This is a genomic window from Aliivibrio sp. 1S128, from assembly GCF_001691065.1.
Classification (GTDB): domain Bacteria; phylum Pseudomonadota; class Gammaproteobacteria; order Enterobacterales; family Vibrionaceae; genus Aliivibrio.
This window is the reverse complement of record NZ_MAJV01000001.1, coordinates 45289-70792: the sequence shown is the minus strand read 5'-3', so window position 1 is coordinate 70792 and position 25504 is coordinate 45289. Positions and strand designations below refer to the sequence as shown.

The 25504-nt window shown below is 37.1% G+C and carries 29 protein-coding genes; 10 read left to right on the top strand and 19 right to left on the bottom strand.

The genetic code is table 11. From position 1 onward, the window contains the following. The first annotated feature begins 9 nt into the window (after window positions 1-9). Window positions 10-990: a Solitary outer membrane autotransporter beta-barrel domain gene (locus A6E03_RS00320; RefSeq protein WP_065593134.1), complete on the top strand. Its 981-nt coding sequence runs from the start codon at window positions 10-12 to the stop codon at window positions 988-990. A gap of 219 nt (window positions 991-1209) precedes the next feature. Beyond that, window positions 1210-2433: a sodium/glutamate symporter gene (gltS, locus tag A6E03_RS00315; RefSeq protein ID WP_065593135.1), complete on the top strand. Its 1224-nt coding sequence runs from the start codon at window positions 1210-1212 to the stop codon at window positions 2431-2433. A gap of 391 nt (window positions 2434-2824) precedes the next feature. Here gltS and pntB read toward each other — a convergent pair whose 3' ends face one another. The 9 genes from pntB to A6E03_RS00270 form a co-directional block, all read right to left on the bottom strand. Continuing rightward, window positions 2825-4201, bottom strand: a complete 1377-nt coding sequence (gene pntB / locus A6E03_RS00310) for a Re/Si-specific NAD(P)(+) transhydrogenase subunit beta (RefSeq protein WP_065593136.1) — start codon at window positions 4199-4201, stop codon at window positions 2825-2827. A gap of 11 nt (window positions 4202-4212) precedes the next feature. After that, window positions 4213-5769 carry a Re/Si-specific NAD(P)(+) transhydrogenase subunit alpha gene (gene pntA / locus A6E03_RS00305; RefSeq protein WP_065593137.1) on the bottom strand — a complete coding sequence of 519 codons (1557 nt, stop codon included), beginning with the start codon at window positions 5767-5769 and terminating at the stop codon, window positions 4213-4215. A 260-nt stretch (window positions 5770-6029) separates the two neighbouring features. Further along, window positions 6030-6305 carry an HlyU family transcriptional regulator gene (locus A6E03_RS00300; RefSeq protein WP_065593138.1) on the bottom strand — a complete coding sequence of 92 codons (276 nt, stop codon included), beginning with the start codon at window positions 6303-6305 and terminating at the stop codon, window positions 6030-6032. 116 nt (window positions 6306-6421) lie between these two features. After that, window positions 6422-6979 carry an OmpA family protein gene (locus A6E03_RS00295; protein WP_065593139.1) on the bottom strand — a complete coding sequence of 186 codons (558 nt, stop codon included), beginning with the start codon at window positions 6977-6979 and terminating at the stop codon, window positions 6422-6424. Between the two features lie 132 nt (window positions 6980-7111). Then, window positions 7112-8212, bottom strand: coding sequence for an ABC transporter permease (locus tag A6E03_RS00290; RefSeq protein ID WP_065593140.1), 1101 nt, complete (start codon window positions 8210-8212; stop codon window positions 7112-7114). 3 nt (window positions 8213-8215) lie between these two features. Then, complete coding sequence (locus A6E03_RS00285) at window positions 8216-9331, bottom strand: ABC transporter permease (RefSeq protein ID WP_065593141.1); 1116 nt, start codon at window positions 9329-9331, stop codon at window positions 8216-8218. Window positions 9332-9363: 32 nt separating this feature from the next. Next, entirely contained in the window at window positions 9364-10341 is a 978-nt protein-coding gene (locus A6E03_RS00280) for an HlyD family secretion protein (RefSeq protein WP_065593142.1), read from the bottom strand. Between the two features lie 4 nt (window positions 10342-10345). Beyond that, window positions 10346-11713 carry a TolC family protein gene (locus tag A6E03_RS00275; RefSeq protein ID WP_065599928.1) on the bottom strand — a complete coding sequence of 456 codons (1368 nt, stop codon included), beginning with the start codon at window positions 11711-11713 and terminating at the stop codon, window positions 10346-10348. A gap of 98 nt (window positions 11714-11811) precedes the next feature. After that, the gene (locus A6E03_RS00270; RefSeq protein ID WP_065599927.1) at window positions 11812-12273 is read right to left on the bottom strand and encodes a TetR/AcrR family transcriptional regulator; all 462 of its coding nucleotides are present in this window, start codon (window positions 12271-12273) and stop codon (window positions 11812-11814) included. 459 nt (window positions 12274-12732) lie between these two features. Between A6E03_RS00270 and A6E03_RS00265 the strand changes: the two genes are divergently transcribed. Beyond that, window positions 12733-13029 (top strand): YfcZ/YiiS family protein, encoded by a 297-nt coding sequence (locus A6E03_RS00265; protein WP_065593145.1) that lies wholly within the window; start codon window positions 12733-12735, stop codon window positions 13027-13029. Window positions 13030-13098: 69 nt separating this feature from the next. Here A6E03_RS00265 and A6E03_RS00260 read toward each other — a convergent pair whose 3' ends face one another. Then, window positions 13099-13305 carry a cold-shock protein gene (locus A6E03_RS00260; RefSeq protein ID WP_061005313.1) on the bottom strand — a complete coding sequence of 69 codons (207 nt, stop codon included), beginning with the start codon at window positions 13303-13305 and terminating at the stop codon, window positions 13099-13101. A 196-nt stretch (window positions 13306-13501) separates the two neighbouring features. Between A6E03_RS00260 and A6E03_RS00255 the strand changes: the two genes are divergently transcribed. Continuing rightward, a complete protein-coding gene (locus A6E03_RS00255) occupies window positions 13502-14116 on the top strand; it encodes a hypothetical protein (protein ID WP_065599926.1) in 615 nt (204 codons plus the stop codon). 38 nt (window positions 14117-14154) lie between these two features. After that, window positions 14155-15078, top strand: coding sequence for a LysR family transcriptional regulator (locus A6E03_RS00250; protein WP_065593147.1), 924 nt, complete (start codon window positions 14155-14157; stop codon window positions 15076-15078). 22 nt (window positions 15079-15100) lie between these two features. Here A6E03_RS00250 and A6E03_RS00245 read toward each other — a convergent pair whose 3' ends face one another. After that, window positions 15101-16204, bottom strand: coding sequence for a 1-acyl-sn-glycerol-3-phosphate acyltransferase (locus A6E03_RS00245; RefSeq protein WP_065599925.1), 1104 nt, complete (start codon window positions 16202-16204; stop codon window positions 15101-15103). Between the two features lie 181 nt (window positions 16205-16385). On the opposite strand from A6E03_RS00245, the gene A6E03_RS00240 reads away from it, so the two are divergent. Further along, on the top strand, window positions 16386-17003 hold the full coding sequence (locus tag A6E03_RS00240; protein WP_065599924.1) for a hypothetical protein: 618 nt from the start codon (window positions 16386-16388) through the stop codon (window positions 17001-17003). Between the two features lie 56 nt (window positions 17004-17059). Here the strand turns inward: A6E03_RS00240 and A6E03_RS00235 are convergent, their stop codons facing one another. Next, complete coding sequence (locus A6E03_RS00235) at window positions 17060-17566, bottom strand: hypothetical protein (protein ID WP_065599923.1); 507 nt, start codon at window positions 17564-17566, stop codon at window positions 17060-17062. A gap of 6 nt (window positions 17567-17572) precedes the next feature. Then, window positions 17573-18085 (bottom strand): nicotinate-nicotinamide nucleotide adenylyltransferase, encoded by a 513-nt coding sequence (locus tag A6E03_RS00230; protein ID WP_065599922.1) that lies wholly within the window; start codon window positions 18083-18085, stop codon window positions 17573-17575. 156 nt (window positions 18086-18241) lie between these two features. Between A6E03_RS00230 and nadE the strand changes: the two genes are divergently transcribed. Continuing rightward, the gene (gene nadE, locus A6E03_RS00225; RefSeq protein ID WP_065593152.1) at window positions 18242-19072 is read left to right on the top strand and encodes an ammonia-dependent NAD(+) synthetase; all 831 of its coding nucleotides are present in this window, start codon (window positions 18242-18244) and stop codon (window positions 19070-19072) included. Here nadE and A6E03_RS00220 read toward each other — a convergent pair. Both A6E03_RS00220 and A6E03_RS00215 read right to left on the bottom strand, forming a co-directional pair. Beyond that, the gene (locus A6E03_RS00220) at window positions 19069-19353 is read right to left on the bottom strand and encodes a GIY-YIG nuclease family protein (RefSeq protein ID WP_065593153.1); all 285 of its coding nucleotides are present in this window, start codon (window positions 19351-19353) and stop codon (window positions 19069-19071) included. The two genes, nadE and A6E03_RS00220, sit on opposite strands and share 4 nt — an antisense overlap. 5 nt (window positions 19354-19358) lie before the next feature. After that, window positions 19359-20027: a YceH family protein gene (locus A6E03_RS00215; RefSeq protein WP_065599921.1), complete on the bottom strand. Its 669-nt coding sequence runs from the start codon at window positions 20025-20027 to the stop codon at window positions 19359-19361. Between the two features lie 154 nt (window positions 20028-20181). Between A6E03_RS00215 and A6E03_RS00210 the strand changes: the two genes are divergently transcribed. After that, window positions 20182-20589 carry a polymer-forming cytoskeletal protein gene (locus tag A6E03_RS00210; protein ID WP_065593155.1) on the top strand — a complete coding sequence of 136 codons (408 nt, stop codon included), beginning with the start codon at window positions 20182-20184 and terminating at the stop codon, window positions 20587-20589. A gap of 111 nt (window positions 20590-20700) precedes the next feature. Next, the gene (locus A6E03_RS00205; protein ID WP_065593156.1) at window positions 20701-21009 is read left to right on the top strand and encodes a DUF496 family protein; all 309 of its coding nucleotides are present in this window, start codon (window positions 20701-20703) and stop codon (window positions 21007-21009) included. 40 nt (window positions 21010-21049) lie between these two features. On the opposite strand, the gene A6E03_RS00200 is transcribed toward A6E03_RS00205, so the two are convergent. From A6E03_RS00200 to A6E03_RS00185, 4 genes are all read right to left on the bottom strand, one after another. Next, a complete protein-coding gene (locus tag A6E03_RS00200) occupies window positions 21050-21490 on the bottom strand; it encodes a PAS domain S-box protein (protein ID WP_065593157.1) in 441 nt (146 codons plus the stop codon). Beyond that, window positions 21490-22494: a response regulator gene (locus tag A6E03_RS00195; RefSeq protein WP_065593158.1), complete on the bottom strand. Its 1005-nt coding sequence runs from the start codon at window positions 22492-22494 to the stop codon at window positions 21490-21492. Before A6E03_RS00195 ends, A6E03_RS00200 begins: the two co-directional genes overlap by 1 nt. A 132-nt stretch (window positions 22495-22626) precedes the next feature. Continuing rightward, entirely contained in the window at window positions 22627-22992 is a 366-nt protein-coding gene (locus A6E03_RS00190) for an NADH:ubiquinone oxidoreductase (RefSeq protein WP_065593159.1), read from the bottom strand. Window positions 22993-23328: 336 nt separating this feature from the next. Further along, window positions 23329-23880, bottom strand: a complete 552-nt coding sequence (locus A6E03_RS00185) for a DUF3332 domain-containing protein (protein ID WP_065593160.1) — start codon at window positions 23878-23880, stop codon at window positions 23329-23331. A gap of 312 nt (window positions 23881-24192) precedes the next feature. Between A6E03_RS00185 and A6E03_RS00180 the strand changes: the two genes are divergently transcribed. Then, window positions 24193-25434 carry an OFA family MFS transporter gene (locus A6E03_RS00180; protein ID WP_065593161.1) on the top strand — a complete coding sequence of 414 codons (1242 nt, stop codon included), beginning with the start codon at window positions 24193-24195 and terminating at the stop codon, window positions 25432-25434. Window positions 25435-25504: the final 70 nt, after the last annotated feature.

The window sequence follows — 25504 nt, the reverse complement described above, 5'->3', positions numbered from 1 at the left end:
CTTGAAACATTGCGCGGATTACATTCTCTTCTTATTATATTGTTATTACCCCTCGTAATAGAGAAGGCTGTTGCTCGTAAGCTCACGCCAGAAAGACAAGTAGAGCAGGCGTTTGCCACCTCCCTCGTTTTATCTGATAGCAACATGATAACCTTCGGGATCGCGGATTTTAATCCAAATAACTACTTAGAAAAGGATAACGACAGTATTGGCAGCTCTAACTCTGTTGAACTTCGTAATCAATTAACTGTATATGCTCTTCCTTACACATTTGAATTAACCGATGATCCTGACTCATTGTGGTCTCATGATATAACAGTGCGTGCGTCTTACGTTAACACTGATGTTGATGTTGAAGTTGGAGACAAAGCCTCTCCAGATTCAGATGTAGATGAAATATTCGGTTTATACGCCGAATACGCTCAAAGCTATGAATTTTATAAAGATTGGACAATTTCATTTGGTAATGCGCTTCACCTAATGCACTACAAAAATACCCATACGTATAACTCTAGTTTTAGCCAGTCTTTTTCTCCTTACCTTGATGGAACCTATTACAATTTAACAAGTAACACCTTCATTATTGAACCTAAACTAACATTTGAATATAAAAAAGAAAATGACTGGGGTGAATGGCGTTTTAACAACAGCTATCATTACGCTTATGGTCAAGGTTTTGGAGGCTCTGCTGATTTTAGTTCAGACGTCAACCCAGAGGTATGGCGCTTTGTAAACAGCTTACAATTAAGATACAACATGGCTCATTGGAATCGCTTTGCTCAGGTTCTATACTTAAAAGCAAAACGAGTAGATCTTGGTGGTGATGTCAATGATACTCTTGGTACTGACTACTATTATGAGTTCAATATTGCATGGTTAATCGATACGAGAAAATGGATATCACTGGTTGATAATGTAGGCATTGGATTCACTTTTAACGTAGGCAGTGCCTTACGTGGGGGAAGTATTGTTCTTTTTTACGATGAATAGTCACCAATTACCCTAGATTAATCTATATCAGCAACGCCAGATCTATATATTTTACTTTACCGCAACCCAATAGCATTGATAAAAGTGCTACTATCAGTCCCTGAAATTAGACAATATCATTTGGAATAATGCATTAAAATACATTTATTCTTCATTTTCTTTCGATAACGCCGTTTATGTTACGAAATTAAAAGATTGATATTTCAACTTAGGAGTTCTATGACAAACACTCTATCTATTGGCGCACTTGAATCATTCTTAATTGCCATCGCAGTTCTTTTTCTCGGACACTTGGTCAATTCAAAAGTTGTGCTATTTAAAAAATACAATATCCCAGAGCCAATTGTTGGCGGGTTAATCGTCGCGTTTGCTATCACTGCCCTCCATTTTAAAGGGGTTAACTTACAGTTCTCACTGCCTTTACAAAGTACATTCATGCTAATGTTCTTTAGTACAGTCGGTTTGGCTGCCAACTATAAGCAATTAATCAAGGGGGGAACGAAAGTATTCATTTTCCTTGCCGTTGCTTCTGTTTATATCATTATCCAAAACGGAATTGGGGTAAGTTTAGCAAGTATGATGGGACTAGATCCTCTCATGGGATTAATTGCAGGTTCAATTACCCTATCAGGCGGTCATGGAACAGGTGCTGCTTGGTCTCAAACATTTGCTGAGACTTATCATTTAAACACACTTGAGCTAGCAATGGCCTCGGCGACCTTTGGTCTAATTATGGGTGGTTTAATTGGAAGTCCAATTGCACAAAAACTGATCCATAAACATAAGCTAGAATCAGAATATGGTACTGGTGTTGATACACATAGCCGTTTCCCTGAACTTGTCACTTACAATGAGCGTGAGGAAGATAAGATTACAGCTAAGAAAGTAATAGAAACACTCTTTGTTCTTTTGCTTTGTGTCGTTGGTGCTGGCTATCTTGGTGATTTCGTTGCAACGTTTGATATTTCATGGTTAAAAATACCTGATTTTGTTTATGCGTTATTCATTGGCGTGTTTATTACTAATATTACAGAAATAACCAAGGCTCATAAGATTGATACCGAAACGGTTGATATCTTAGGTACAGTTTCTCTTGCTTTATTTTTAGCAATGGCTCTAATGAGTTTAAAATTATGGAATATCTTTGATTTAGCTATCCCATTACTCGTTATTCTTTCGGTTCAAACCGTCGTACTCGCACTATTTTCGTACTTTGTTACTTTTAGAGTGATGGGGTCAAATTATGATGCTGCTGTAATTGCAGGTGGTCATTGTGGTTTTGGTTTAGGCGCGACACCAACTGCAGTGATGAATATGGGGTCACTTGTATCTCGTTTTGGCCCATCACCACAAGCATTTATGGTGGTTCCAATTGTAGGTGCATTCTTCATTGATATAGTTAATTTAATCATCCTACAAACCTACATTAGCTTTATTGGGTAGTGGTTAAGGAACAAAGTATTCAGATAATGTTATCATTGTATAAACGTTAATTTTTATACTTGAACAAAACAGAAAGGGCCTATGTGAACGCATTCGCCCTTTTTTTTATCTCTTAAAATAAGATATATTAAACCTCTAATCTCATGAGCAATATTTCAATACACCGCAACATCCATCAAAAATAGTACCTTAAATAAGGCAGTTAACATCCCTCTCCTTTTACCCCACCTACCATCTTCAATTGGTGACTATAATTCGATGAAATAGCTTTATGCCTATCATTCGATACTCACATAAAAAACCTTTCTCTTAACTTACTTTTGACTGCACATAAAAAATCCCCACCAACAGAGTTGACGGGGATTTTTTCGCTAATCAATTAATACGAATATTAAAGGTGTTTACTGATCTCTACACAACTTTCTTTAGCATCACCGAAAAGCATCTCAGTGTTTTCTTTAAAGAATAGTGGGTTTTGAACACCAGCATAACCTGTATTCATAGAGCGTTTAAATACGATTACGTTTTTCGCATTCCACACTTCAAGAACTGGCATTCCTGCGATTGGACTGTTTGGATCTTCCATTGCTGCTGGGTTAACTGTATCGTTCGCACCAATAACAAGAACCGTATCTGTCTCAGATAAGTCATCATTGATCTCATCCATTTCAAGAACGATATCGTAAGGCACTTTTGCTTCTGCAAGTAATACGTTCATGTGTCCAGGTAAACGACCTGCAACTGGGTGAATACCAAAACGGACATTAATACCTTGCGCACGAAGTTTTTCTGTAATTTCATGAACTGGATATTGAGCTTGAGCAACAGCCATGCCGTACCCTGGTGTGATAACTACTGACTTAGAGTTTTTAAGCATTTCTGCAACTTCTTCAGCCGTTGTTTCGCGGTGTTCACCTTGCTCTTCATCACCAGATGATGCAACAACATCTTGACCGAAGCCACCAGCGATAACACTGATAAAAGAACGGTTCATTGCTTTACACATGATGTAAGACAGAATCGCACCTGAAGAACCAACTAACGCACCAGTAACAATCAGAAGATCGTTTGATAGCATGAAACCTGCTGCTGCTGCTGCCCAACCAGAGTATGAGTTAAGCATAGATACAACCACTGGCATATCTGCGCCACCGATTGAAGCAACCAAGTGGTAACCAAATGCAAAGGCAATTAGAGTCACTAAGATAATTGCAAACATGCTGCCTTCAACACTAACGAAGTAGTAAAGAAGTGCGGCAGAAGCAATTAATGCGATTAGGTTTAATTTATGACGATGTGGTAACTGAAGTGCCGACGAGCTGATCACGCCGCGTAATTTACCAAATGCAACCAAAGAACCTGTAAATGTTACTGCACCGATGAAGATACCTAAGAACACTTCGACTAAATGAATATTTAGTAGTGCGCCAGTTAATTCACCGTGATCAATATAGCTATTGTAACCAACAAGTACCGCAGCCATACCAACAAAGCTGTGAAGAATTGCCACTAATTCTGGCATTTCCGTCATTTCAACTTTCTTAGCATAGTAAAGACCGATAGCGCCACCCATTGCCATCGCAACGAGGATCCAACCTGTACCCGCCGAATCAGGACCAAAAATAGTCGCGATTAAAGCAATAGCCATACCAGTAATACCGTAGTAGTTACCGTTACGTGCGGTTTCTTGTTTAGACAGACCTGCTAAACTCATGATAAATAGAACGGCAGATACAATATAGGCTGCTTGAACTAATCCTGCTGACATTATTCTACCCCTTACTTATCTTTACGGAACATTTCAAGCATACGCTTGGTCACAGCAAATCCGCCGAATATGTTAATACTCGCGATTAAAACTGCAATAAATGCTAAAAATGAAACAACACCATTACCCTGACCTACTTGCAGTAATGCACCTACAATGATGATTCCAGAGATGGCATTCGTTACGGACATTAGCGGTGTATGTAGTGAATGGCTTACATTCCATACCACATAATAACCAACCACACATGCTAAAATGAATACGGTAAAGTGAGCTAAGAATGCAGCAGGAGCAACTGAAGCTACCCAACCAAATGCAGCAATACCAGCACCAATCATTCCGAATTTTTTAATTGGTGACATTGGTTCTTTAACTTTCGGAGCTACCTTCGCTTTTGGTGCTGCCTTAGCTTGAGGTTGAGCTGAAACTTGAATTGGTGGCGCAGGCCATGTTACTTCGCCTTCTTTAACAACAGTTACACCACGAAGAACAACGTCTTCAAAATCGATATTGATGTTACCGTCTTTTTCTTTACATAGAAGCTTAAGAAGGTTAACTAAGTTTGTACCGTAAAGTTGCGATGATTGCGTTGGTAGACGACCAACCATATCAGTGTAACCTACAATTTTTACGCCATTTTCAGTTGTGATCACTTGGTCTTTTACTGTGTACTCACAGTTACCACCATTAGCGGCTGCCAAGTCAACAATCACACTGCCCGCTTGCATGCTATCAACCATTGCTTTGGTAATTAGCTTTGGTGCAGGACGACCTGGGATAAGAGCGGTTGTAATAATGATATCAACATCTTTAGCTTGAGCAGCATATAGTTCTTCTGCTTTTTTGTTGAACTCATCAGACATTTCTTTTGCGTAGCCATCACCTGAACCAGAGTTTTCTTTGAAATCAACTTCAAGAAACTCTGCACCCATCGATTGCACTTGTTCTTTTACTTCAGGACGAACATCAAAGGCACGAACGATAGCGCCAAGACTACCAGCGGCACCAATAGCAGCAAGACCAGCAACACCCGCACCAGCGACAAGAACTTTTGCCGGTGGAACTTTACCAGCAGCCGTAATCTGACCTGTGAAGAATCGACCAAATTCATGCGCCGCTTCTACAACTGCACGGTAACCTGCAATGTTAGCCATTGAACTTAACGCATCCAATGCTTGTGCACGAGAAATACGAGGAACTGAATCCATCGCTAAAACATTAATGTTCTTTGTTGCTAATTTAGCAAGCAGATCTTCATTTTGAGCTGGCCAAATAAAGCTAATTAAACTTGCGCCATCTTGAAGTAATTCAAACTCATCAACGTTTGTTGCTTCGTTGATTTGAGGTGCGTTTACTTTAAGAATAATTTCTGATTTCCAAACATCGTCAACAGAGACAATCGTTGCGCCTGCTTTTTCAAATGCTGAGTTATCAAAACTTGCTAAAATACCAGCGTTTGATTCTACAGCAACTGTAAAACCAAGCTTTAATAGCTGCTCAACTGTCTTAGGAGTGGCAGCAACACGGGTCTCACCCGCGAATACTTCTCTAGGTACACCAATTTGCATAGTTATTCCTTGGCTATTGGCATGAATTTATACTCTCGTTTTATCGGACATAGAGTATAAATTCAAGTGTTTTGTAATAAAATGACATAATTTCATTACATTAAATTTAATATCTGCTTATTCTCACCTCTATTAGGTAAAAAAACAACATTTTGATGACAAAGCAGAGGTCGAACCACTTTTTGTTACTGATTGATTTTGAAGAATAAGTATAGAGCAAAAAACAAACAACACTCTAATCTATATCAATTCTATTACGTTTACTTAAAGATTGAGTCGCCCATCTGATCAATTAACATTTTGGCTTTACGAAGCATTAATTCATCAGCGTCATTCTTTGAGGAAATCACATCTGAACGAATAAAACGATGCTCTTTTAGCTCACCATTAATCTCTTTTGTTACTTTACCAGCAATACGAAACTGAGAACCATCAGCTTCTGAATTAGGATAAATAAGGTAGGTTTTGTATTCGATTGCTTCGATGACAGGTTCTTTCTTAGATGAAGAACCAAATAGACGTGAAAAAAGCCCCATTTCATTTTCCTTTTTGAAATAAGGCTTATTATACCCCAACCATAAGTGATTTAAATAACAACTATTTCATTATAAGTTAGGTGATATTGATACCAATGACGCTCAGTATTTAATCGTTATTCTTTTTCGTCAAACATTTCACTGATTGGGGTAATACGAATTTCAATACGGCGATTTTTTTTACGTCCATCAGCACTCATGTTCGTTGCAATTGGTTCCGCTTCACCAAAACCATAAGTATTAATTCGATTTGAATCAACACCCTCTTTAGTCAATAAATCTAGAACAGAATCAGCGCGTTTATTCGACAGTGAAATATTAAACTTTTTACTGCCTTGACTATCAGTATGACCAGCAATAAAGACTTCAGATTCAGGCTTATCTTTTAATAACTTAGCTAAATTTGATAAGACATTTTTGCTTTCTTCTTTTATGGTAATACTGCCAGAATCAAAACTTTTATCTCCATTCAGAAGAAGGACGATCTCGTTATTCGTTCGAGCAATACTTCCCATATCACTTGTGATGAATTGGTTTAACTCCTCATTGTGATAATCAACAAAGCTTTCAATTGTCGGTGTTTCTTTAATGGCCGCTATTTCATCTTCGGATGTGCTTTGACAGCCAACTAAAAAGCTTGCCGCAATAATCAATCCCAGTATTTGTTTTTTCATTATATAAATCCCTAGTCCAACTATGGGATAATCTAACAAACTTCGATTACAGTTTCCTGCTCAGTAAAAATGAAATCGAGACACTTCAATTTGATCTGAAATTGTGTTGTTACTCAGTATCATAATTAAGATTTATTTTCGTTTACTGATAAAAAATAAGAGAGCATAAAGAAGGCTTAACCCATAAAGCCCACTCATATTTAACAGCACACTAGGCAAACCAGCACCTTGTTGATTTAACTTCAAAAAGCCATTTATCGCAAAACCACTTGGCAATAAATGCATTAAGTCAGTTATTAAACTAGGTATAAGTTCTGTCGGCCAAATAAACCCAGCACTAAATACGATAGGCATAGAACTAAATAAAACGACCAAAAGAAGGCTTTCTGCTGTTGGCATCCATCGAGCAAGCAACATTCCTAATAAGATAACCGATGAAATAAATGGAACCAATAAAACGATTAATTCTAAGGCCGTTGCAAAGCGACTGATATCATAATGGTTAAAGACAGCACCAAAGTAAAAACACGCCAGAATTAATTCAGAAAATAAGAAAATACAAAAGCGTACGATTAAGTGTGACGTCGTATTTTCAGATACCTTGCTCGCTTTTTGTCGAACCCCTACCGCCATTAATAATGTCTGCTGTAAAATTAATACAAAAACAGCAGGAACGACGTATTGAACGTAACCCATATTGTGATTAAACACAGGAACATAATTTGATTTAAACGGTTGAAACGTATCTATTGCAGTATTAATAGGCGTTCCATCTATCGTCATATTTGCTACACGATATTCAGCGGCAAGAGTTCCTCCCGCTTTCATTAACCCCTCAATAATTGTTCCATAAATTAGAAAGTACGATGCATCACCGGCATAAGCGACCGTTGGCGCTTGACCCAATTGTAAGTTAGTTGAAAAGTCGTAAGGAATTACGAGAAAGCCACTCACTGTATTATCTAAAAATTGTTGCTTTGCTTGATTTATGCTTTCAGCTTGTTCAACAACATTGAGTTGTTGAGATTCATTGGCCATACGAATAAATTTTCGACTTAGGTCTGACTTATCCATGTCGACAACGGTGATTTTTTGCTCTTCAGGGCTTTGGTTTAAATAAGGCAATGGGTATAAAAATGCATAAAACAATACGCCACCGATCATCGCAAGTACAATCGTACTATTACTGAATATAGCCTTTGCTTCATTTTTAACTAACGTGAGAAATGACATGAATTACTTCCTTAGTCGCGAAATAAGCAGTAGTAAAGGCAATGTAAATAACAAAAGAATGCCAACATGAGATAATGTTTGATTAAAAACATAGCCATAGTTAGCTTGTTCTATTTGAGAACGGACAAAATGACTTGCTGGTAAAATAGAATGCCAGAATGTAGCTAGACCGTTCATATCCGTAACCGGAAAAGTAACCCCAAGAAAGGCAAAACTAGGTGCAGTATAAGCACCCGATATACTCATTGCTTTGACTATGTCGTTTGTTCCATAACCAATTACAGTACCTAAACTAATACTTGCCAGTGTCATTGCACTCATCGTCACAAGAAAAGAGATTATTTGAGCATCAAACGGGAACTGTAAAATACCATACAAGAAGTAAAACAGAACTGCTCCTAATGACATTCCAACAATAAAATACACGCAGATAAACTGCGCGATACTGCTCAATGTTTGTGAGTCAAACCATTCTCTTATACTATTCTTATTACTGCGCACCATTTCATTTTTCATTGCCCAAATCATCCCTACAATAATAGCCATTTGCCAAATCGCAGGTAAGATTGCAGAAACCAAAAATTGATTATAACTACTGCCTAAATTGAATAAAGGCGTTACTTGGACTTTGATAGGTACAGCTGAGTTTATTGCGTGAGTCCACGTAGACGTCTTTGTACTTAATGTTTTAACAGCCGCTAATTTTGCTTGTGTCGTCATGTCCGTTTGCATTAAGGCTGAGCTGATTTGCTTTGCTATAAGAATAAACTGTCCGTTATAAAATCCGGACACTTGTGGACTCTTTCCTAATAATACATCTCGTTCAAAATCTCGTGGAATTACGATGTAACCATAATTATCACCATTCTTTAGCGCCTGGTTTGCTATCAACGTATTAGGTTGAATAGAGCGAACCGCTAATGTAGGTGTCGCATCGTAATCACGAGTGATCATTCTTGATAAACTTGATTGATCAAGATCCACCACATCGATAGGCAGGTCTCGGACAACAGATGCAGAGAATACCCACCAAATAATCAACGACAACACCAATGGTAAACCAAAAGTAACAGCAATTAACCATGGATTTGAGCAATAAGAACGCCAAAATGCTTTCATAAAAATCAACTATAACCGATTGATGTGCTGAGTTAATCAAGTTTAACTATGGCACTCATTCCTACTCGCAGATTAGGAACTTCATTAACAGGATGCGCTTCAATTTCAAATGTTTTTAAATCGAAGCCTTGGCTATTATCAGTCGCACGCCACGTTGCATAATCACCCATAACAGAAATATGAGTAATTGTGAATGGAACCGTTTGATCTAATGCAGGCAAATACACATCTATTTGTTGGTCTTTTCTATAATTTTTTAGTTTATCTTCACGAACATGAAAGACAGCCCATGCTTTTTTAATATCAATCACACTAACAACAGGAAAACCTTGAGGTGCAATTTCACCAGCGTTAAGCATGACTTGAGATACTTCACCGTTATACCAACTGTCAATTTTTGTATCTGCTACATAAGCTTCAACTTCAGCAACTGAACCCATAGCCATTTTTACTTTTTCATTGGCTGCACGTTTTGTTTGAGAGCGAGCCCCTTCTTTTGCCATTTGATACATTTGGTAAGCCGCACTTTCTGTATACTTTGACGCTTGCCATTGAGTATATGTCTCATCTTTCTTTTGCTCAGCAACAACGCCATCTTTATATAAGTTATTTACACGAGCATAGGTTTTTTCAAGCAATTTGTTTGCTGCTTTGGCTTTTTGCCATTGATCTTTTGCCGCTGCAATTTGTTGTATTCTTGCACCTTGTTCAGCTTCTTCAGCCAACGCACTCGCAGCTGCTTCACCCGCTTTAGCTTGGGCTAGTTTAGCTTCAATTTCAGGGCTATACAGTGAGAATACGGCTTGCCCCTTTTCAATCATCTCGCCTTTTTTAACGTATATATTTTCTATACGGCCAGGAACTTTCGACGAAATATTATATTGTTCAGCTTCAATTTGCCCTTGCAACAATTCAGGTCGAGGTTGATACGCAGCCCAAAAGCTATACCCAACCCAACTAATAACACCAATGACAACGCAGGCACCTAAAATTTTCTTTGATGTACTCATTATATTACCCTTGTCTCGCTTGAAGTTGATATTGAACGAACGTATCAGTTTGATTACTTAATGCCAATAATTTAACCAGTGAAATGACATAATTAAACGATGCTAATGAACGTTGAGTTTTAATACTAGCTAGATATAATTCAGCATCAACTACATCCAATGACGTAGATAGCCCTTGTTTAAATGCCTTCTCTCTTAGAATTACATTTTCTTGAGCTAATTCAATACTAGACGCTAATCCATAATATTCATCTATCGATTGCAATGCTTCTCTGTACGTCTTTTCAACAAGTAAAGAGAGATCTTGTTTCGCTTGTTTTTTCAAATACTGAACTTGTTGAACTGCTCTGTGAGCCGCGACAACTTTGTCTGAACGCCCTTTGTTATCTAATAGTGGGACATTGACACCAACACCTACCATCCAATCTGGTGCGATTTCAGCGGATAAGCTATCACCCTCATAGAGATTATAGTTACCGTAAAGGTAAACTTCAGGATAGTAGCTTCCTTTTTCTGCTTTAATTAGGCTGCTTGCTTGTTTTTCTTTCGCTGCTAATAAGTCTAAACCTGGATAGGTTGCCAATGTATTATCAATAAACGCCGTCATTTGTGGCAAGGCTTGATTAATAAACAATGGGGTTTCTGGAGTAACACTTTCATTCATTTGCAGCATGCTTCGTAGTGCAGCGCTGGCAATGTCTGAGTTTTGCTGGGCTTTTCTTAAATCAACTTTTGCTTTGTCATAAGCAGCATCGGCTTGAAGGCGTTCTACTTTTGCGATTTGACCTTGCTGCTGTAACTTTATGGCATTATCTCTATGCTTTGCTAAACCTTGTTCAACTTCAGCATAGGTAGTAACAACCTCATTGGCTAATACCACACTAAAATAGTATTTGGCTAAATCTTCGTAAGACCCTTGTTGCTTCATCTTTAATTGGCTCTGTGCCTCTTCAGTCTTACCTTCTGCTGCACTTTCTGCTGCAGATATACGGCCACCAGTAAAGATTGGCCAGATAGCGCGTATTGAGCTAGTGAAAATATCACGCTCAGTTAAGGTTGAGGTTAAATTGGGAATAGGTAAAGGTATAACTGAAAGTGATGTTCCCGCACTATTCGCTACTTGTTCAGCTGAAACCGTCACATCATCATCTAGGTAAGTATAATTTGCACTTAAGGTTATAGAAGGAAGATTAAGATCAGAAGTGCCAGAGGCTAACGCTTCCTGGCGCTCAACATTAGCGCGCTCGGCAGCAATACCATTATGATTTTTGAGTACATTTTGCCATGCGCTGTCAAAATCGACTGATTTAGCACACACAGACAGAGAAAATAATGTTGTAAATAAAGCAGATATTCGTGAAATTTTAAGCATAAACCCTCCAATTAATAGAGTATAAACTCTAAACAGTTAAGGATGCAAAAAAAAAGCTCATCGAGGGTATCGATAAGCTTTTAAAAAAATAAAGATGATTACTTCGTCATACGAATTAGAGATAAGCCAATTAGCCACTCTAGATCTTTACGACTCTCTTCGCCGTATAAATCTTCAACCATACCGTATAGACGTTCAATACCATTGCTTGCAAACTCATGTGCATTCGCAGAAGTAACAATATGGTGGAATAAAAGACGTAGAATTGCGCGGAATTGTTCATCTTCTAGAGATGCTATCCAACTGTTGATAAATGCTTGTTTATCACCTTGCATCTCAAGACGTTCAGCGAACAAACGGAAAATACGACCGTCTAATGCAGCAGTAAAGTCTGTTTTCTTTGGAAAGTGATGGCTAATCCCCGTTCTCGACACACCGGTTTGTTGGCTTAGCGTCGTATATGACATCTTGTCATAGCCTAAGCGTAATAGTTGATCAATAACCGCATCCATGATTTTTTGGATAGTGATTTCAGTATCTTCTTTACTTCTTTTTGGCATAATAAAGCTCTTCTAATGTAATTAGTCCATTAAGAAATCAATCATAAAAATTAACTAAATATTTCATAGGGTTAATTTATAAGATTCAACTCCATTTGTCTGTTTTTTATAGTTTTTTGCATGATAAATATCATATCGTAATCTAACTGCTAATGATGCCTCAAAATTAAGAATCGTTATTTAACAGAATTTTAGATCACTATTTCACTCATGCAACCAGTCGTTATTAATTCATTCTGCGTTATACAGTATGGAATTACAATACACCGCTCTGGATTATGACAAAGATTTGTCATAAAGGTTCATATTTTGAGATTCTCATCCCAAGTAACAATACTGTAATGGAATATTTACTTAAATGTTACTAATGCGTATTTACTAACAATACCACTATAAATGATAGTTTTCTGATACAAAGAAGAATAATATAAAGACATTGATACTACTAAGGATATAAAAATGACTTCTGAAGTTGAACAAAACGTACCGTGTGATTCTTGTGGCTGTAGCGCAGAAATGGGGTTTATTATTAAAGAAGGCGATGATGTTGCTGAAGTCAGCATCTTTGCAGATAACAAAGCACAACTAGAAACCGAATTCGCAAATTACTTGTCTCTTGCAAAAGAAGTATGTGACGAAGTAGAACACAGTATTAAACTATCTGAAGATGAAAAAGAGCTACACGCTCGTTTAAAGTTTTCTTGCAGTGCTGAAAAATTAATTTATGAATTGAAAACACGCTCTCTTACTCGATAATAAAGAAGCATAATAGTCCAATATAAAAAAGGCTCTCATTTATGAGAGCCTTTTTATGTAACATGCCGATTAAGCAGCGTGAATATTGCTTGCTTGAGGGCCTTTTGGACCTTGTTCAACATCAAAAGTTACTGCTTGGCCTTCTTTCAACGTTTTGAAACCTTCTGATTGAATCGCGCTGAAATGTGCAAACACATCTGGTCCATTCTCTTGTGCGATAAAACCAAAACCTTTCTCTTCGTTAAACCATTTTACAGTACCAGTTGCTTTAGACATTACGTCTCCTTAATCTTAAATTTAATTACTTGCGACTTTATTTATCGCGCCGGTATCAAATACCGAATTTCACTATATCAAATGTATTTTCATAAAAAAAATGCAAAAACACGACCCTTATCACTGATTTGAAATTAAACTTATTTCCTATCTTGCCGATATTGAAAGTAAGCCATAAACCTAAGTTGCCTTTTATATGTCTAAATTAAATATTGCTCTCATTATCATCTTTATATCAAGTGCTACCTCTCCACTATCAATGGCTGAAACACTTAATAAACATCGTCTTATTAATCATATTGATAGCTATGGGAATATCAGCTTAAGAAATACAAATTATACAGAGCTACCAGATAATCTAGAGCTTAAAGGTAACGTAAATCTAGCCAATAGTAAGATTATTAAATTACCGAAAGGGCTTATTGTCGATGGCAATCTAAATCTAGCAAATACAGTAATCAAAACAATCCCTGGCGGTACACAAGTAAAAGGTTACTTAAATTTAGCAGGTACAACTCAACTTAAACGCTACACTCGTGGTATTAAGGTTGATGGATTTATTAACTTTGCAGGCTCCGGACTCACAAAATTGCCACCACGCTTAACCGTAAATGGGGATTTAAGCGTGATTAGAACGCCCTTGACTCTCTTACCGAAACAACTGACCGTGAAAGGTAATCTATACCTTGGGTATTCGAAAGTTACCACCCTGCCTGATGATCTGATTGTGAAAGGTAATATCTACCTTGGTGGCCAACAAATTACTGATTTTCCTGAATCAATAAAAGTAGATGGTTATATTTTTAAGTAGTATTACAATAGAGTCATCATTCTTCTTTAGGCGCAATAATGTTAGACAATCTACATCAAATGGTGATCTTTGCGACAGTAGCTAATGAGTTAAATTTCACTCGTGCTGCCGAGAAATTGGGGATATCGAAATCCCACGTATCTAAACAGATTAAAGCATTAGAAACCCGTCTAGATTGCCAACTCGTTCAACGTAATAATCGCTCAGTCTCTATTACAGAATTAGGCCAGCAATACGCTGAATACAGTCAAAAGCTCATTGATACAGCTTATGAAGCAGATGCTTTACTTGATGCTCATCATGGCCGCATCTCTGGAGTATTTAAAGTCGGTATCGCACAATCTTTTGGCAACCGTCATATAATTCATGCGTTAGCTGATTTTCAAGCACAATTTCCAGAAGTAGAATTAGACGTCAGTCTTTTTGACCACAAGCCAAAATTACTTGAAGATGGATTAGATTGTTGGATAGCCATTCACGATAATATCCCAGAAGGTATGGTGGCTCGTAAAATTGCTGATTGTCGCTTCATTGTCGCTGCGGCGCCTAGCTACATTGAGCAGCATGGCCTACCTTCTCGTCCTGCTGATTTAGCACAACATAAATGCATCGCTTATCAGAGCAATGAACGTAAATTTAATGAGTGGGAATTTACTCGAGATGGCGTTCATCAAGTAGTTAAGATTCAAAGTATTTTTAAAATAGATAATGCCTCTGCCATTTTAGATGCAACAAAAGCCGGTGCGGGAATTTCGTATTTAGCGAGTTATTTGTTGGAAGATGAATTTGAAAATGGAAGCTTGGTTCGTCTATTAACGGAGTGGAAAGCAGACATGGTATTGCCAATTTATGCAGTCTACCCTAGGCGTCAGCACTTGCCCCCAAAAGTTCGTACTTTTATTGATTTTCTATCCCAACAAGTTGGTAACCCTCCTCATTGGGATAAAAAACTATTTCTTTAATTCTATTCTTTTGTTGCTGTTATTACTGTGCGTTTTTTACTGGATTAGCATAAAGCGCACGTAAGAATGGTTGCTCTTCTAAAGACAATTGTGCCAGTTTGTTTTCTAGCTCACGTTTAACTTCAACAGTAACGTCATCCGACTCAACATTTGCTGCGGCATAGTTAATTGGGAATAAATGATAGTTCTGGTTAATCTGTTGATCCATCATTTCTGCTAATTCATCAGCAGACTCTGGCGCAGAAATGACAACATCACCAAAATGAATATGGATACGTTTTTTATGTCCAATAATTCCTTTAATAATACTATCTATATCTTCAAACTCCCCTTTATTATAAGAGCCAAGTGTTGCCACTGCATTTAATTCTTTGGCTTTTTGAACATCTAATGGATCGTTTTCGTAAGAGATAGAAACAGGAACAATTTTTAGACTATTCATGTATTCAGAAAAGTTTTCTTTACGCTTTCTACCTTCAACGTGGAACATTTTTAAAATAGCTGGATCAGTAAAGTCATTCCCATCCTTCGCTCTTCCTTCTTTTTGAGCAATCCAAATTGAGTTATTTGTTTCTAGGGAATGCTTAATATAAGAGGACAAAAGACCAAGAGCTTTTAGCATTTGGCGTGGAGCCTTAGCTGAGCGCTTAACAATAAAACTTTTGTTTAATTTCATTAACTCAGTACTGCAAGGTTTTTTCAGTAAATTATCACCAATTGCAATTCTTACCGTTTGCATTTTATTGTTATATAAAACCCAGTTCATTAAAGCAGGGTCCATTGCAATATCACGGTGGTTAGAGACAAACAAATAGGCTTTATTTGGGTCTAGCTTATCTAATCCTGTATAGGTAATGCCATTAGTTGTCTTTTTAACGGTCTTATTTAAATAAGACGCGACGTTAAGTTGGACATCTTCTATTGTTGTGATTTTTGACAATGAACTGCGTAATTTACAGCGAAGTAACGGTGCTAAAAACCAAAATAGAAACTTAGACGCTGATGGAAACTTGTAATGCAGGATCGCGGTAATGAATTCATCATCAGAAATTAGACGCTCAATTGCAGCAGGAACTTCATCATCACTATACGGGCGAATTTCTTGATAGATATCTTGTGTGGTCATTTTTAGACTTCTGGTTACCGAAAAAGGAAGTAAGGCCTATTCTACTTGATTTTATCCCTCTTGTACGTGATCAATTACAGAGGTCATACCATTGATGACTAAATATAATACTTATCACAGAGAATCCGTTGATTTTTGAGCTAAAATCAGTAAAGTTACGGGCTTAAATTTAGAGGTTATTATGAAAAACGCAATTACGTTTCAATCAGAGACACATTCTCATCTTCTTTATACTGCTCGTAAAAAAAAGAATCATTATGAGTTAATTTCGGTACAAACCGGTGCGGTTCTAATTCGCCTAGGAAAATGGGAATATTTAGTGCTACCTGGTGAATCGTTCTGGTTACCTTTTGATGCACTAAACGCCATGACCGTGGTTCCTAACTCAACCATCTCGACCACTCAATTTTCTATTAGAACAAGAGAATCTCTGCCTCATCAAGGTGGTTATGTTGAGATGACACCTCTTCTTATCGCTGGCCTAAATAAACTACAATCACCAACGATGCTAGAGCAAGCTCAACAACGTTTATTGTTGGTTATTCAAGATGAGTTATTAGAAGCCTCTTTACATACTGATTTATCTGACGAATCTAAAAGCATTAACGCTTATTTATCGGCATTAACAGAAAATAAGACGACCACTGGATACTCGGTTTCTCCTGATATGATGATGGCGTTAAAAGTACGAGAAGCAGATAAAATGCGTAAATCAGGTGTGAAGAATGACATGATTGCTGCACGATATTTCTCTGGAAATGTGGATTTTCTGTTGCAGGCTTGCTCTATATTGGCTTAATCAGAAACACTATTGTTCGTGAAAGACTAAAGTCAGTTATTCACGAACAAGGTGTATTATTGGAATGGAATCTCAAACTGCATAAATACTTGGTCATCTGCACTATCATGCCAGCGATAATCAATACGGAAACGAGGCGTTTTCCCTTCTTCTTCCCCGCCAAATGCTAAGCTTAATTGCAAACCATAGCTTTCTAGCCATTCTCCGTAAGATTTAAATTCTTCAATTTTTTTATCGTAATATTCTTCAGGTTGCCAAACCGCAAAACCTACCGCACTATCACTTAAATACCCCGTAAGTAATGGATCATCACCAGTGCTGTAAGCCCATTTATCCCAGTAACTTTCTTCAAAAAGATCATCTTCAATTTTCTGAGTCATGTCTGTTAATTGAGTAATGAACTGATTAACCTCGAATAAGGGTATTAAACAATTTGAATTACTTGAATAAATTTGACGAGAATAGCTGTCATAACTTTCTTGAAAACAAGTCGCTTTATCCTCTGCACTCGCATGCAGTGGTATCGCAATCATCAAACTTAATAAGCTGACTTGTCTTTTCATAAATAACTACTCGTATAAGCGGTGCGTAGAAATATATTTTTCTACACCCTTTGTTGTTAAGTGAGCAATCGACTCACCATCTTGTATTGCTGTTCTAATGTCTGTACTTCTTACTGGTAATGTTTCAGGACAAGCCATCACACTCCAACGTTGTACTATTTCATCTGATTTATAAAACTTGCTAAATTGAAGTAAATTATCTGGTCCAATGATAAAGGTAATATCGGCGGTACGATGTAACTCTTGAAGCTTTTTTAACAAAGAAAACGTAGTCACACTTTGTTCTGGGATATAGATCTCTTTTTCCAATGTTGATAACTCAAGGTTATTCATATTCAGATCATTAACAAATATCGAAACCATCTCTATTCTAGTTTCATATGAAAGCATTGATTTCCCCCAAGCGTGAGAAATACTTGGAACTAGCAATACTTTATCAAAATGACTTAACCGCTCTAAAACACTTTTATGCCCAAGGGACGGGGGATTAAAGGCACTACCAAATACAGCTATCTTCATTAATGGGTCTCTTTACTTTCGATATTATTAATTAGCATAAGTGAAAATTTCGTCGATGACCATCCTATCCCCCTATTAAACTGTCATTAATTGGTTAAATTCAGTATGATTATTCTAATTAATTGTGAACTGTCTCAATAAAGTAAAGGAATGAGAATGCAGCAGCAGATTGTTGAAGAAATGAAAGTAAAAGCGTTAATTGACCCGACTCAAGAAATACAACAACGTGTCGATTTTATTAAATCTAAACTTATTCAATCTCATTGTAAATCATTGATCCTTGGGATCAGTGGTGGTGTTGACTCAACGACGTGTGGACGCTTAGCACAAATTGCAGTGAATGAATTAAATGAAGAGTCTCAATCATCAAGCTATCAATTTATCGCCGTTCGTTTGCCTTATGGAATACAACAAGATGAAGATGAAGCTCAACTTGCTCTTTCTTTTATCAAACCAAGCCATTCTATTAGTATCAATATAAAAGACGGTGTTGACGGTTTGCATGCTGCCAATCATATCGGGCTTGAATCAACCGGTTTATTACCAACAGATAAGTCTAAAGTCGATTTTGTAAAAGGCAATGTGAAAGCCAGAGCGCGTATGATTGCGCAATATGAAGTTGCTGGTTATGTCGGTGGTTTGGTATTAGGTACTGATCATTCAGCTGAAAACATTACTGGCTTTTATACTAAGTTTGGTGATGGTGCGTGTGATTTAGCGCCTTTATTTGGATTAAATAAACGCCAAATTAGAGAAGTTGCCGCTGCACTGGGCGCACCTGAACAATTAGTAAAAAAAGTGCCAACGGCGGATTTAGAAGAACTAGCACCACAAAAAGCAGATGAAGACGCACTTAGTGTCACTTATGATCAAATTGATGACTTTTTGGAAGGCAAAAAAATTGATGCCGAGGCAGAAGCAAGATTAATTAGAATCTATCAACTGTCTCAGCATAAACGCCTACCTATTCCAACGATTTACGATTAGTCGCAAAGAATAGGAAGACTACCTGTTTGATTGACCAAGGCTTCTTTTGAGGCTTTGGTCATTTTTTTTATACGGTATTCATATCGCAACGCTAGCGATTTAGAATCTACTTGATGTGACCACTCTAGCGTTAAAGGTCCCTTACCTCTTAAATATTTCGCTCCTTTTCCTGTCTGATGCATAAGAAAGCGACGAGATAAGTCATTAGTAATACCGCAATATAGAGTATCTAGTCGAGTTCGAACTAAATAGATACTCCACTCTGTATTTGTTTTCGTCACGTTAACTAAGCTAAAACATCATTAATTAATTGCTTTAGCTCTGCGACTTCAGCTCGCAGTAATGCAACTTCTTGTTCTAGTTCATCCATTCTTTGCGTATTGTCATTACTGGTCTGCTCTGAATGGGTATGAGTATGAGTATGATTGACGGCAACACTGTCCTCGATTTCTCCACAGAATAAATGGCCATATCTTGCTTCTCGTTTTCCTGGTTCTTTCTCAAGTTTCACAACTTTTGGTGATGCCTCTTCTGAACATAATTTATTTAATACACTTTCTACTTGAGCAACGTTATCAAAATCACACAGACGTTGAGTTCGAGTGCGTAATTCCCCCGGAGTTTGAGGGCCACGTAGAAATAAAACACATAGAATAGCAATTTCTTGTTTTGATAATTGAAGGCTACCAAATTCGGTATTACAAAAACGATGCTGATATTTAGCAACTCGTGCATTGCCACGAGTTTCATCAGTAACTAATCGATCATTAATTAATGAATTAACCGCATCAAGAACCTCTGAATCGGTCATTGATGTGACAGGGTCACGGTTGCTTTTTTGATTACATGCAGTTGTTAATGCATTGAGCGTTAAAGGGTATTGTTCTGGTGTTGTGATCTCTTTTTCAATTAAACAGCCAATAATACGAATTTCTGCTTGGGTTATAATTCTCATTCTTTACTTCCTTTACTTTAATCGATTATGCATACGATACAAAGTGTGAGCTCTGTTACCAAATACTACTGTTAACTCTGTAATTAGTAGCTATCCCCTGTTCTATTCATGATAATATTCTTTCGTTAGTTTAATATCAATTGGAGAAACACACATGGGCCTTTTTAGTAGCAGGTCTACCTCTGCCTCTTTATCTATTATCGCTAAAGGTTGTCGTGCTATTGGCAATATCGAATCAGATCAAAGCATTCAAGTTGATGGTTTCGTTCAGGGAAATATCATTACAGACGCGGAAGTAATAATTACTCCGACAGGTCGAGTCCAAGGTGACATCAAAGCAAGATTAGTATTAATCAATGGGCTAGTTGAAGGTACATGTCAGGGCGGAGAAGTAAATATCCAACCGAAAGGAAAGTTTAAAGGGATAATGCAAACTCAGCAGCTAACGATTGAAAAAGGTGGTTTGCTTATCGGTGAAAACCGTGAGATTGTGGAAGTTGAAAAAGTGACAAAGCTTTCTCCAAACAACCAAGAAAATCAACCTAAAAGTAAAGCCAGTTAATAAACGGCTTAATTCAATTTTTTTAGCACTGTATTGATCTTGTTATTGTTTTCATTACTGCATTTATGATTTAATCAAGATAGTAGCTATTAAATATTATAGGAAATTAAAATGAACAACGTTTTTGAAATTATCAACCAAGCTCGTCGTAAAAATAAACTAAAACGTGAACTACAAGACAACCAAAAGAAAATTCGTGATAACCAAAAGCGTGTAACATTGCTAGAAAACATGCTTGATTATATTCACCCTACTATGTCTACTGACGAAATCATTGCTGTTGTACAGAATATGAAAGCAGATTACGAAGACCGCGTAGATGACCACATCATTAAAAGCGCTGAAATTTCAAAATCTCGCCGTGACATCAGCCGTAAGATCCGCGATCTTACAGAAGCTGATAAAAAAGCACACAAATAATATTTTTCTTAATAAAAATGGAGGCCTCGGCCTCCATTTTTTATTTATTCAATTTTTCAGCAAGAGCTTCTGGTGTTACGTCGTCAACAGAGATAAATATTGATTTAACTTCACCGGTAGTGCTTCGCATTGGATTAAGCGTGACATTTTGATACATGAATTCACTTTGTTGGGTAATAGGTCTGACATTACGACAACGAAATAAATAAGGTCTTTGCCGCCAAATTACAAAACTCCGCGTTCCCAACTCAAAAACGGGCTTTGATTTCGCTCTAAACCAATCTTCATGTATTTCAGGAAAAACAGTAAATAATGATTTACCCATGACATCATGCGATTGTTTTCCACTGTGATGAATCATAAATCCATTCCAAAGATGGATAGTAAATTCTTTATCTACAACGATTAAACCAACATCAACATTTTGTACTATATCAACCATCCAATGAAACTGCTCGAACTCGACAGGGATCCCATTCATTATTCATCATCCAATAAGTAAGCAAGTTTATTATCTAAAATTGGAAGTGATTCATCCACTATCATTAATAACATGTCACATTTAATATTTGTATTGTCAATATTATAACTGACCTCAAATGCCATTATTCGATTAAACGACCCTTTTGTTGATTCCAAAACACTATCAATAGAAATATGTTGCCCAAGCAATACTGGCGCACTTTGGAAAAAACGAACCTCCGATTGTTCCCCGATGCCTTTTAAGAATGCACCAACTAATATATTAGACACATCCATTAACAGTTCTAATTCTAAACTTGTATCATTGGATTCAGGGTAATCCATTAATTTAACAAGGTCACTTACACTTGAGTCACTTAATAATACTAATGCTTCTCCTGCAATACCTTCACCACTAAACCCCTGGCACACGCCTGACATATCCTCATTACTGGCCAAATGACGCAATGTCATTTGTAATTCACTCATTTCAAATAAATTAACGTTAGGCAAAGGCATATTAACAAAAACATCAAAATGGCGCGCTAAAGAATCTGCTGCACGACCAATTGCAACGTTCGCCACTTCTAAATAAACATCTCTACGACGTAATTGAATTGGCATTACAGGCTGTGGTGAATACGCTAATTGACGCTCAGGATGGATCCCGATTGATGTTAATGTCGAGATTAAAGTGGCTTTATCTAGAGGTTTTTTTATAAAGGCTTTTGCACCAAGTTCCGAAACTCGTAATTGTGCTTTTGGTTGAATATCACCGGAAACGACAACAACTTGGGTATTGATTTTACGGATATTAATTTGTTCTAACGTACCGTAACCATCAAGTTCTGGCATCGTTAAATCAAGAAATAAAAGATCGTATGAGTCAACTTCAAGTTTAGCAATCGCATCCCAACCGTCCTGAGCAAACTCTATTTTTGCTCCCCATGATAACGGTATAACTCGAGATAATTGCTTACGAGCTAATGCAGAGTCATCACAAATTAAGATGGAAATTGCCATCTAGAAACCCTTTTTAAGTAAAACTATCAAGACTATAGCAAGAAATCTAATTCATAGATACGGTATAGCATAATACAAAAACAAGAAGAGGAGCCAAGGCTCCTCTTCTTGTTTTAAAACTGATTGTCTCGGTTAAGCTATTTTTTGATTTTTCTTAAGCAGTTCTGCAGATATTTTTGCATCTTTAATTTTGAACCAAAGATATGTAGTCACTATTAAGAAGAATAAATAAGATACTGAGAATATAAATGGCGAAGTGATGAGATCCGCTTTCATACTAAAAACAACGCCAATAACAGTTACTGCAATCTTAGAAAATAAACCTAACATCAGTAACAGTAGTGCCATTTGTGGGTATCTAGTCGTTCTAAAAGCAAACCAATGGCAACAACCAACAGCTAACGAAGCAATACTTAACCCTAAAATAAAGGAATGAAAATGCTCAGCAGCAGCTACGCCACCTAAAGTTGAAACTAAAAAAATAAGAAATAATTTCATAATATACCTCGAAGATAAATTGAGAGCATCCTTTCAATTTTGGAATCTTTGTTTCCGGTATATTCTATCGCTTTCTATTTTAAATTCAACTATATGAAAAACAACGAAATGTAAAAAAAATGTTACGAAAATATCAGTTTACATTGAAAAGAAATAAGAGTGACCTGTTGTAATTTTAGTTTCTTAGAACTGGCACATTTAATGTAAATTAATTGTTAATTTTAGCCTGTTCCCAACAGAAAAAAACACATAAATAAATTAATTTATTTTGAACTGACACAAAAAAAGCACCCAAATTTGAGTGCTTTTTATTAATGCTATAAATCAGTTTAAAAATTAAGCTTGAGAAGCTGCTACGTAATTTTCTAACTCTTCAACTTGCACTGTTGTGATGTAATTACCATCTAGGTAAAAAGCAATTCCATCTTCCGCTTTCTCGCCACGTAAAACTTGTTGCGTACCATCAAGTAATGCTACATGCATTTCTAATGTATTTTCATCAATTTGCTCAAATGATGCGCTTTTTACATTGTTATTCACTTGAAGCGGCGCAATTGGTGCTTTTGTCATTGATGCGTCAATTTTATCATTAACTTTAAATACCGCACCACCAACATCGCTATCTACAACTGCAGGACTTTTACCTGTAATAATGTTTTTACCTGTCCAGAATTCAATTGAGTTGAAAACAAACAGATCGGCAAATGCTGCAACACCATATACAGGCGCTAATAAAACATATAGTCCAGCACGACCATAGCGGTTATCTACTGCTTTTAAGTTACCAAATGCAACTAATTTTGACACGCCCATTTGACCCATACAACCAGTTAACGTTGTTACGCCTAATGCTAATACTACTGCTAGTTTAATTTTCTTAATATTCATGTTTATCCATATTTTTAGTAATGTTTTTTCGCGGCGGATATTATCAAGCAATTGATCATAAAAATAGCCTTAATATCATTAATTTACACTAACATGACAAAAAAATGTGGTTTAGCGTCAAATTTATGACACTGCCAAATTTGAAATATTAGATTGTAAAAATGTGGTGTGATTTTCATACAGAGTATTCCAATACATATCAACTACTGGTAGACTCCGCCCAGATTTACGTGACGAATGTCATACTTCCAATAAAGAAACATAAAAAACATACATTTAATTGTAATAAACTTTCAACTCACTGAGATTGCGATGAAAAATATCGATAAAGCAATGCGTATCCTGCTAGCAGGCTTCTGTATTAACCTATGTTTAGGAATTCTTTACGCATGGAGCGTATTCAACAAGGCTCTTGTTACTGATATGGGCTGGACTGCTTCACAAGCGTCCCAACCTTATGCAACTGCAACAATCACTTTTTCTATCTGTCTTTTAGTTGCAGGTATTCTTCAAGATCGCATGGGTCCGCGCTTAATTCTTATCTTTGGTACTGTTTTAGTAGGCCTAGGTATGATCGCATCAAGCTTTGCTGACACGGTATTAATGCTAAATCTAACGTTTGGTGTGATGACAGGTGCTGGTATTGGTTTTGGTTACGCTTGCCTTGCTCCTTCTGCAATGAAATGGTTCCACCCTTCCAAGAAGGGAATGGTTAATGGTTTAATCGCGGCGGGTTTCGGTCTTGCTGCAATTTACCTAGCTCCAGTAACTTCTGCTCTTATTTCAATGTACGGTATTCATACTAGCTTTTTAGTTCTTGGTATTGCGATTCTTATTATTGCTGTTCCACTAGCGACAACAATTAATAATCCACCTGAAGGTTACCAACCAGAAGAGCCAAAAGTAAAAGCAGGTCAATCACCTGTTGCTACACGTAAACCAACGGATCTAAATTGGAAGGCAATGCTTAAAACGCCTCAGTTTTATTCATTATGGATTATGTATGCATTTGCAGCTTCTGCTGGTCTTATGATCATCGGTAACATTACTACTATCGCAAGCATGCAAGCTAACCTTCCAAACGCGGTTTACTTAGCCTCTCTTCTTGCTGTATTTAATTCAGGCGGCCGTGTTGCTGCTGGTATGCTTTCAGATAAAATTGGTGGTGTGAAAACATTACTTATTGCATTTATTCTTCAAGCAGCAAACATGGCTTTATTTAGCATGTATGACAACGAAGTAATGCTAATTATTGGTACTGCTGTTGCTGCTGTTGGCTATGGTACGCTTCTGGCTGTATTCCCATCGCTAACTGCCGAATTCTACGGCCTGAAAAACTACGGTACAAACTATGGTGTACTTTACACATCATGGGGGATTGGTGGTGCAATCGGTGCGGCTGTTGTTGGTTACTCAATGACACAAGGCGGTGATTACGCATTAGCATACACAATTTCTGCTGTAATGGTTGGTATCGCTATTGTATTAGCGTTAGTAACAAAACCTATCTCTGAAGAAAAAGCACAACAGTTAAGCCCTGCTACTGCTGCTTAAATATTCTTAATAAAATCAAGCCCGTTTACCTATAGGTAAGCGGGCTTTTTTTGTTTTTTCCCTTATTTAT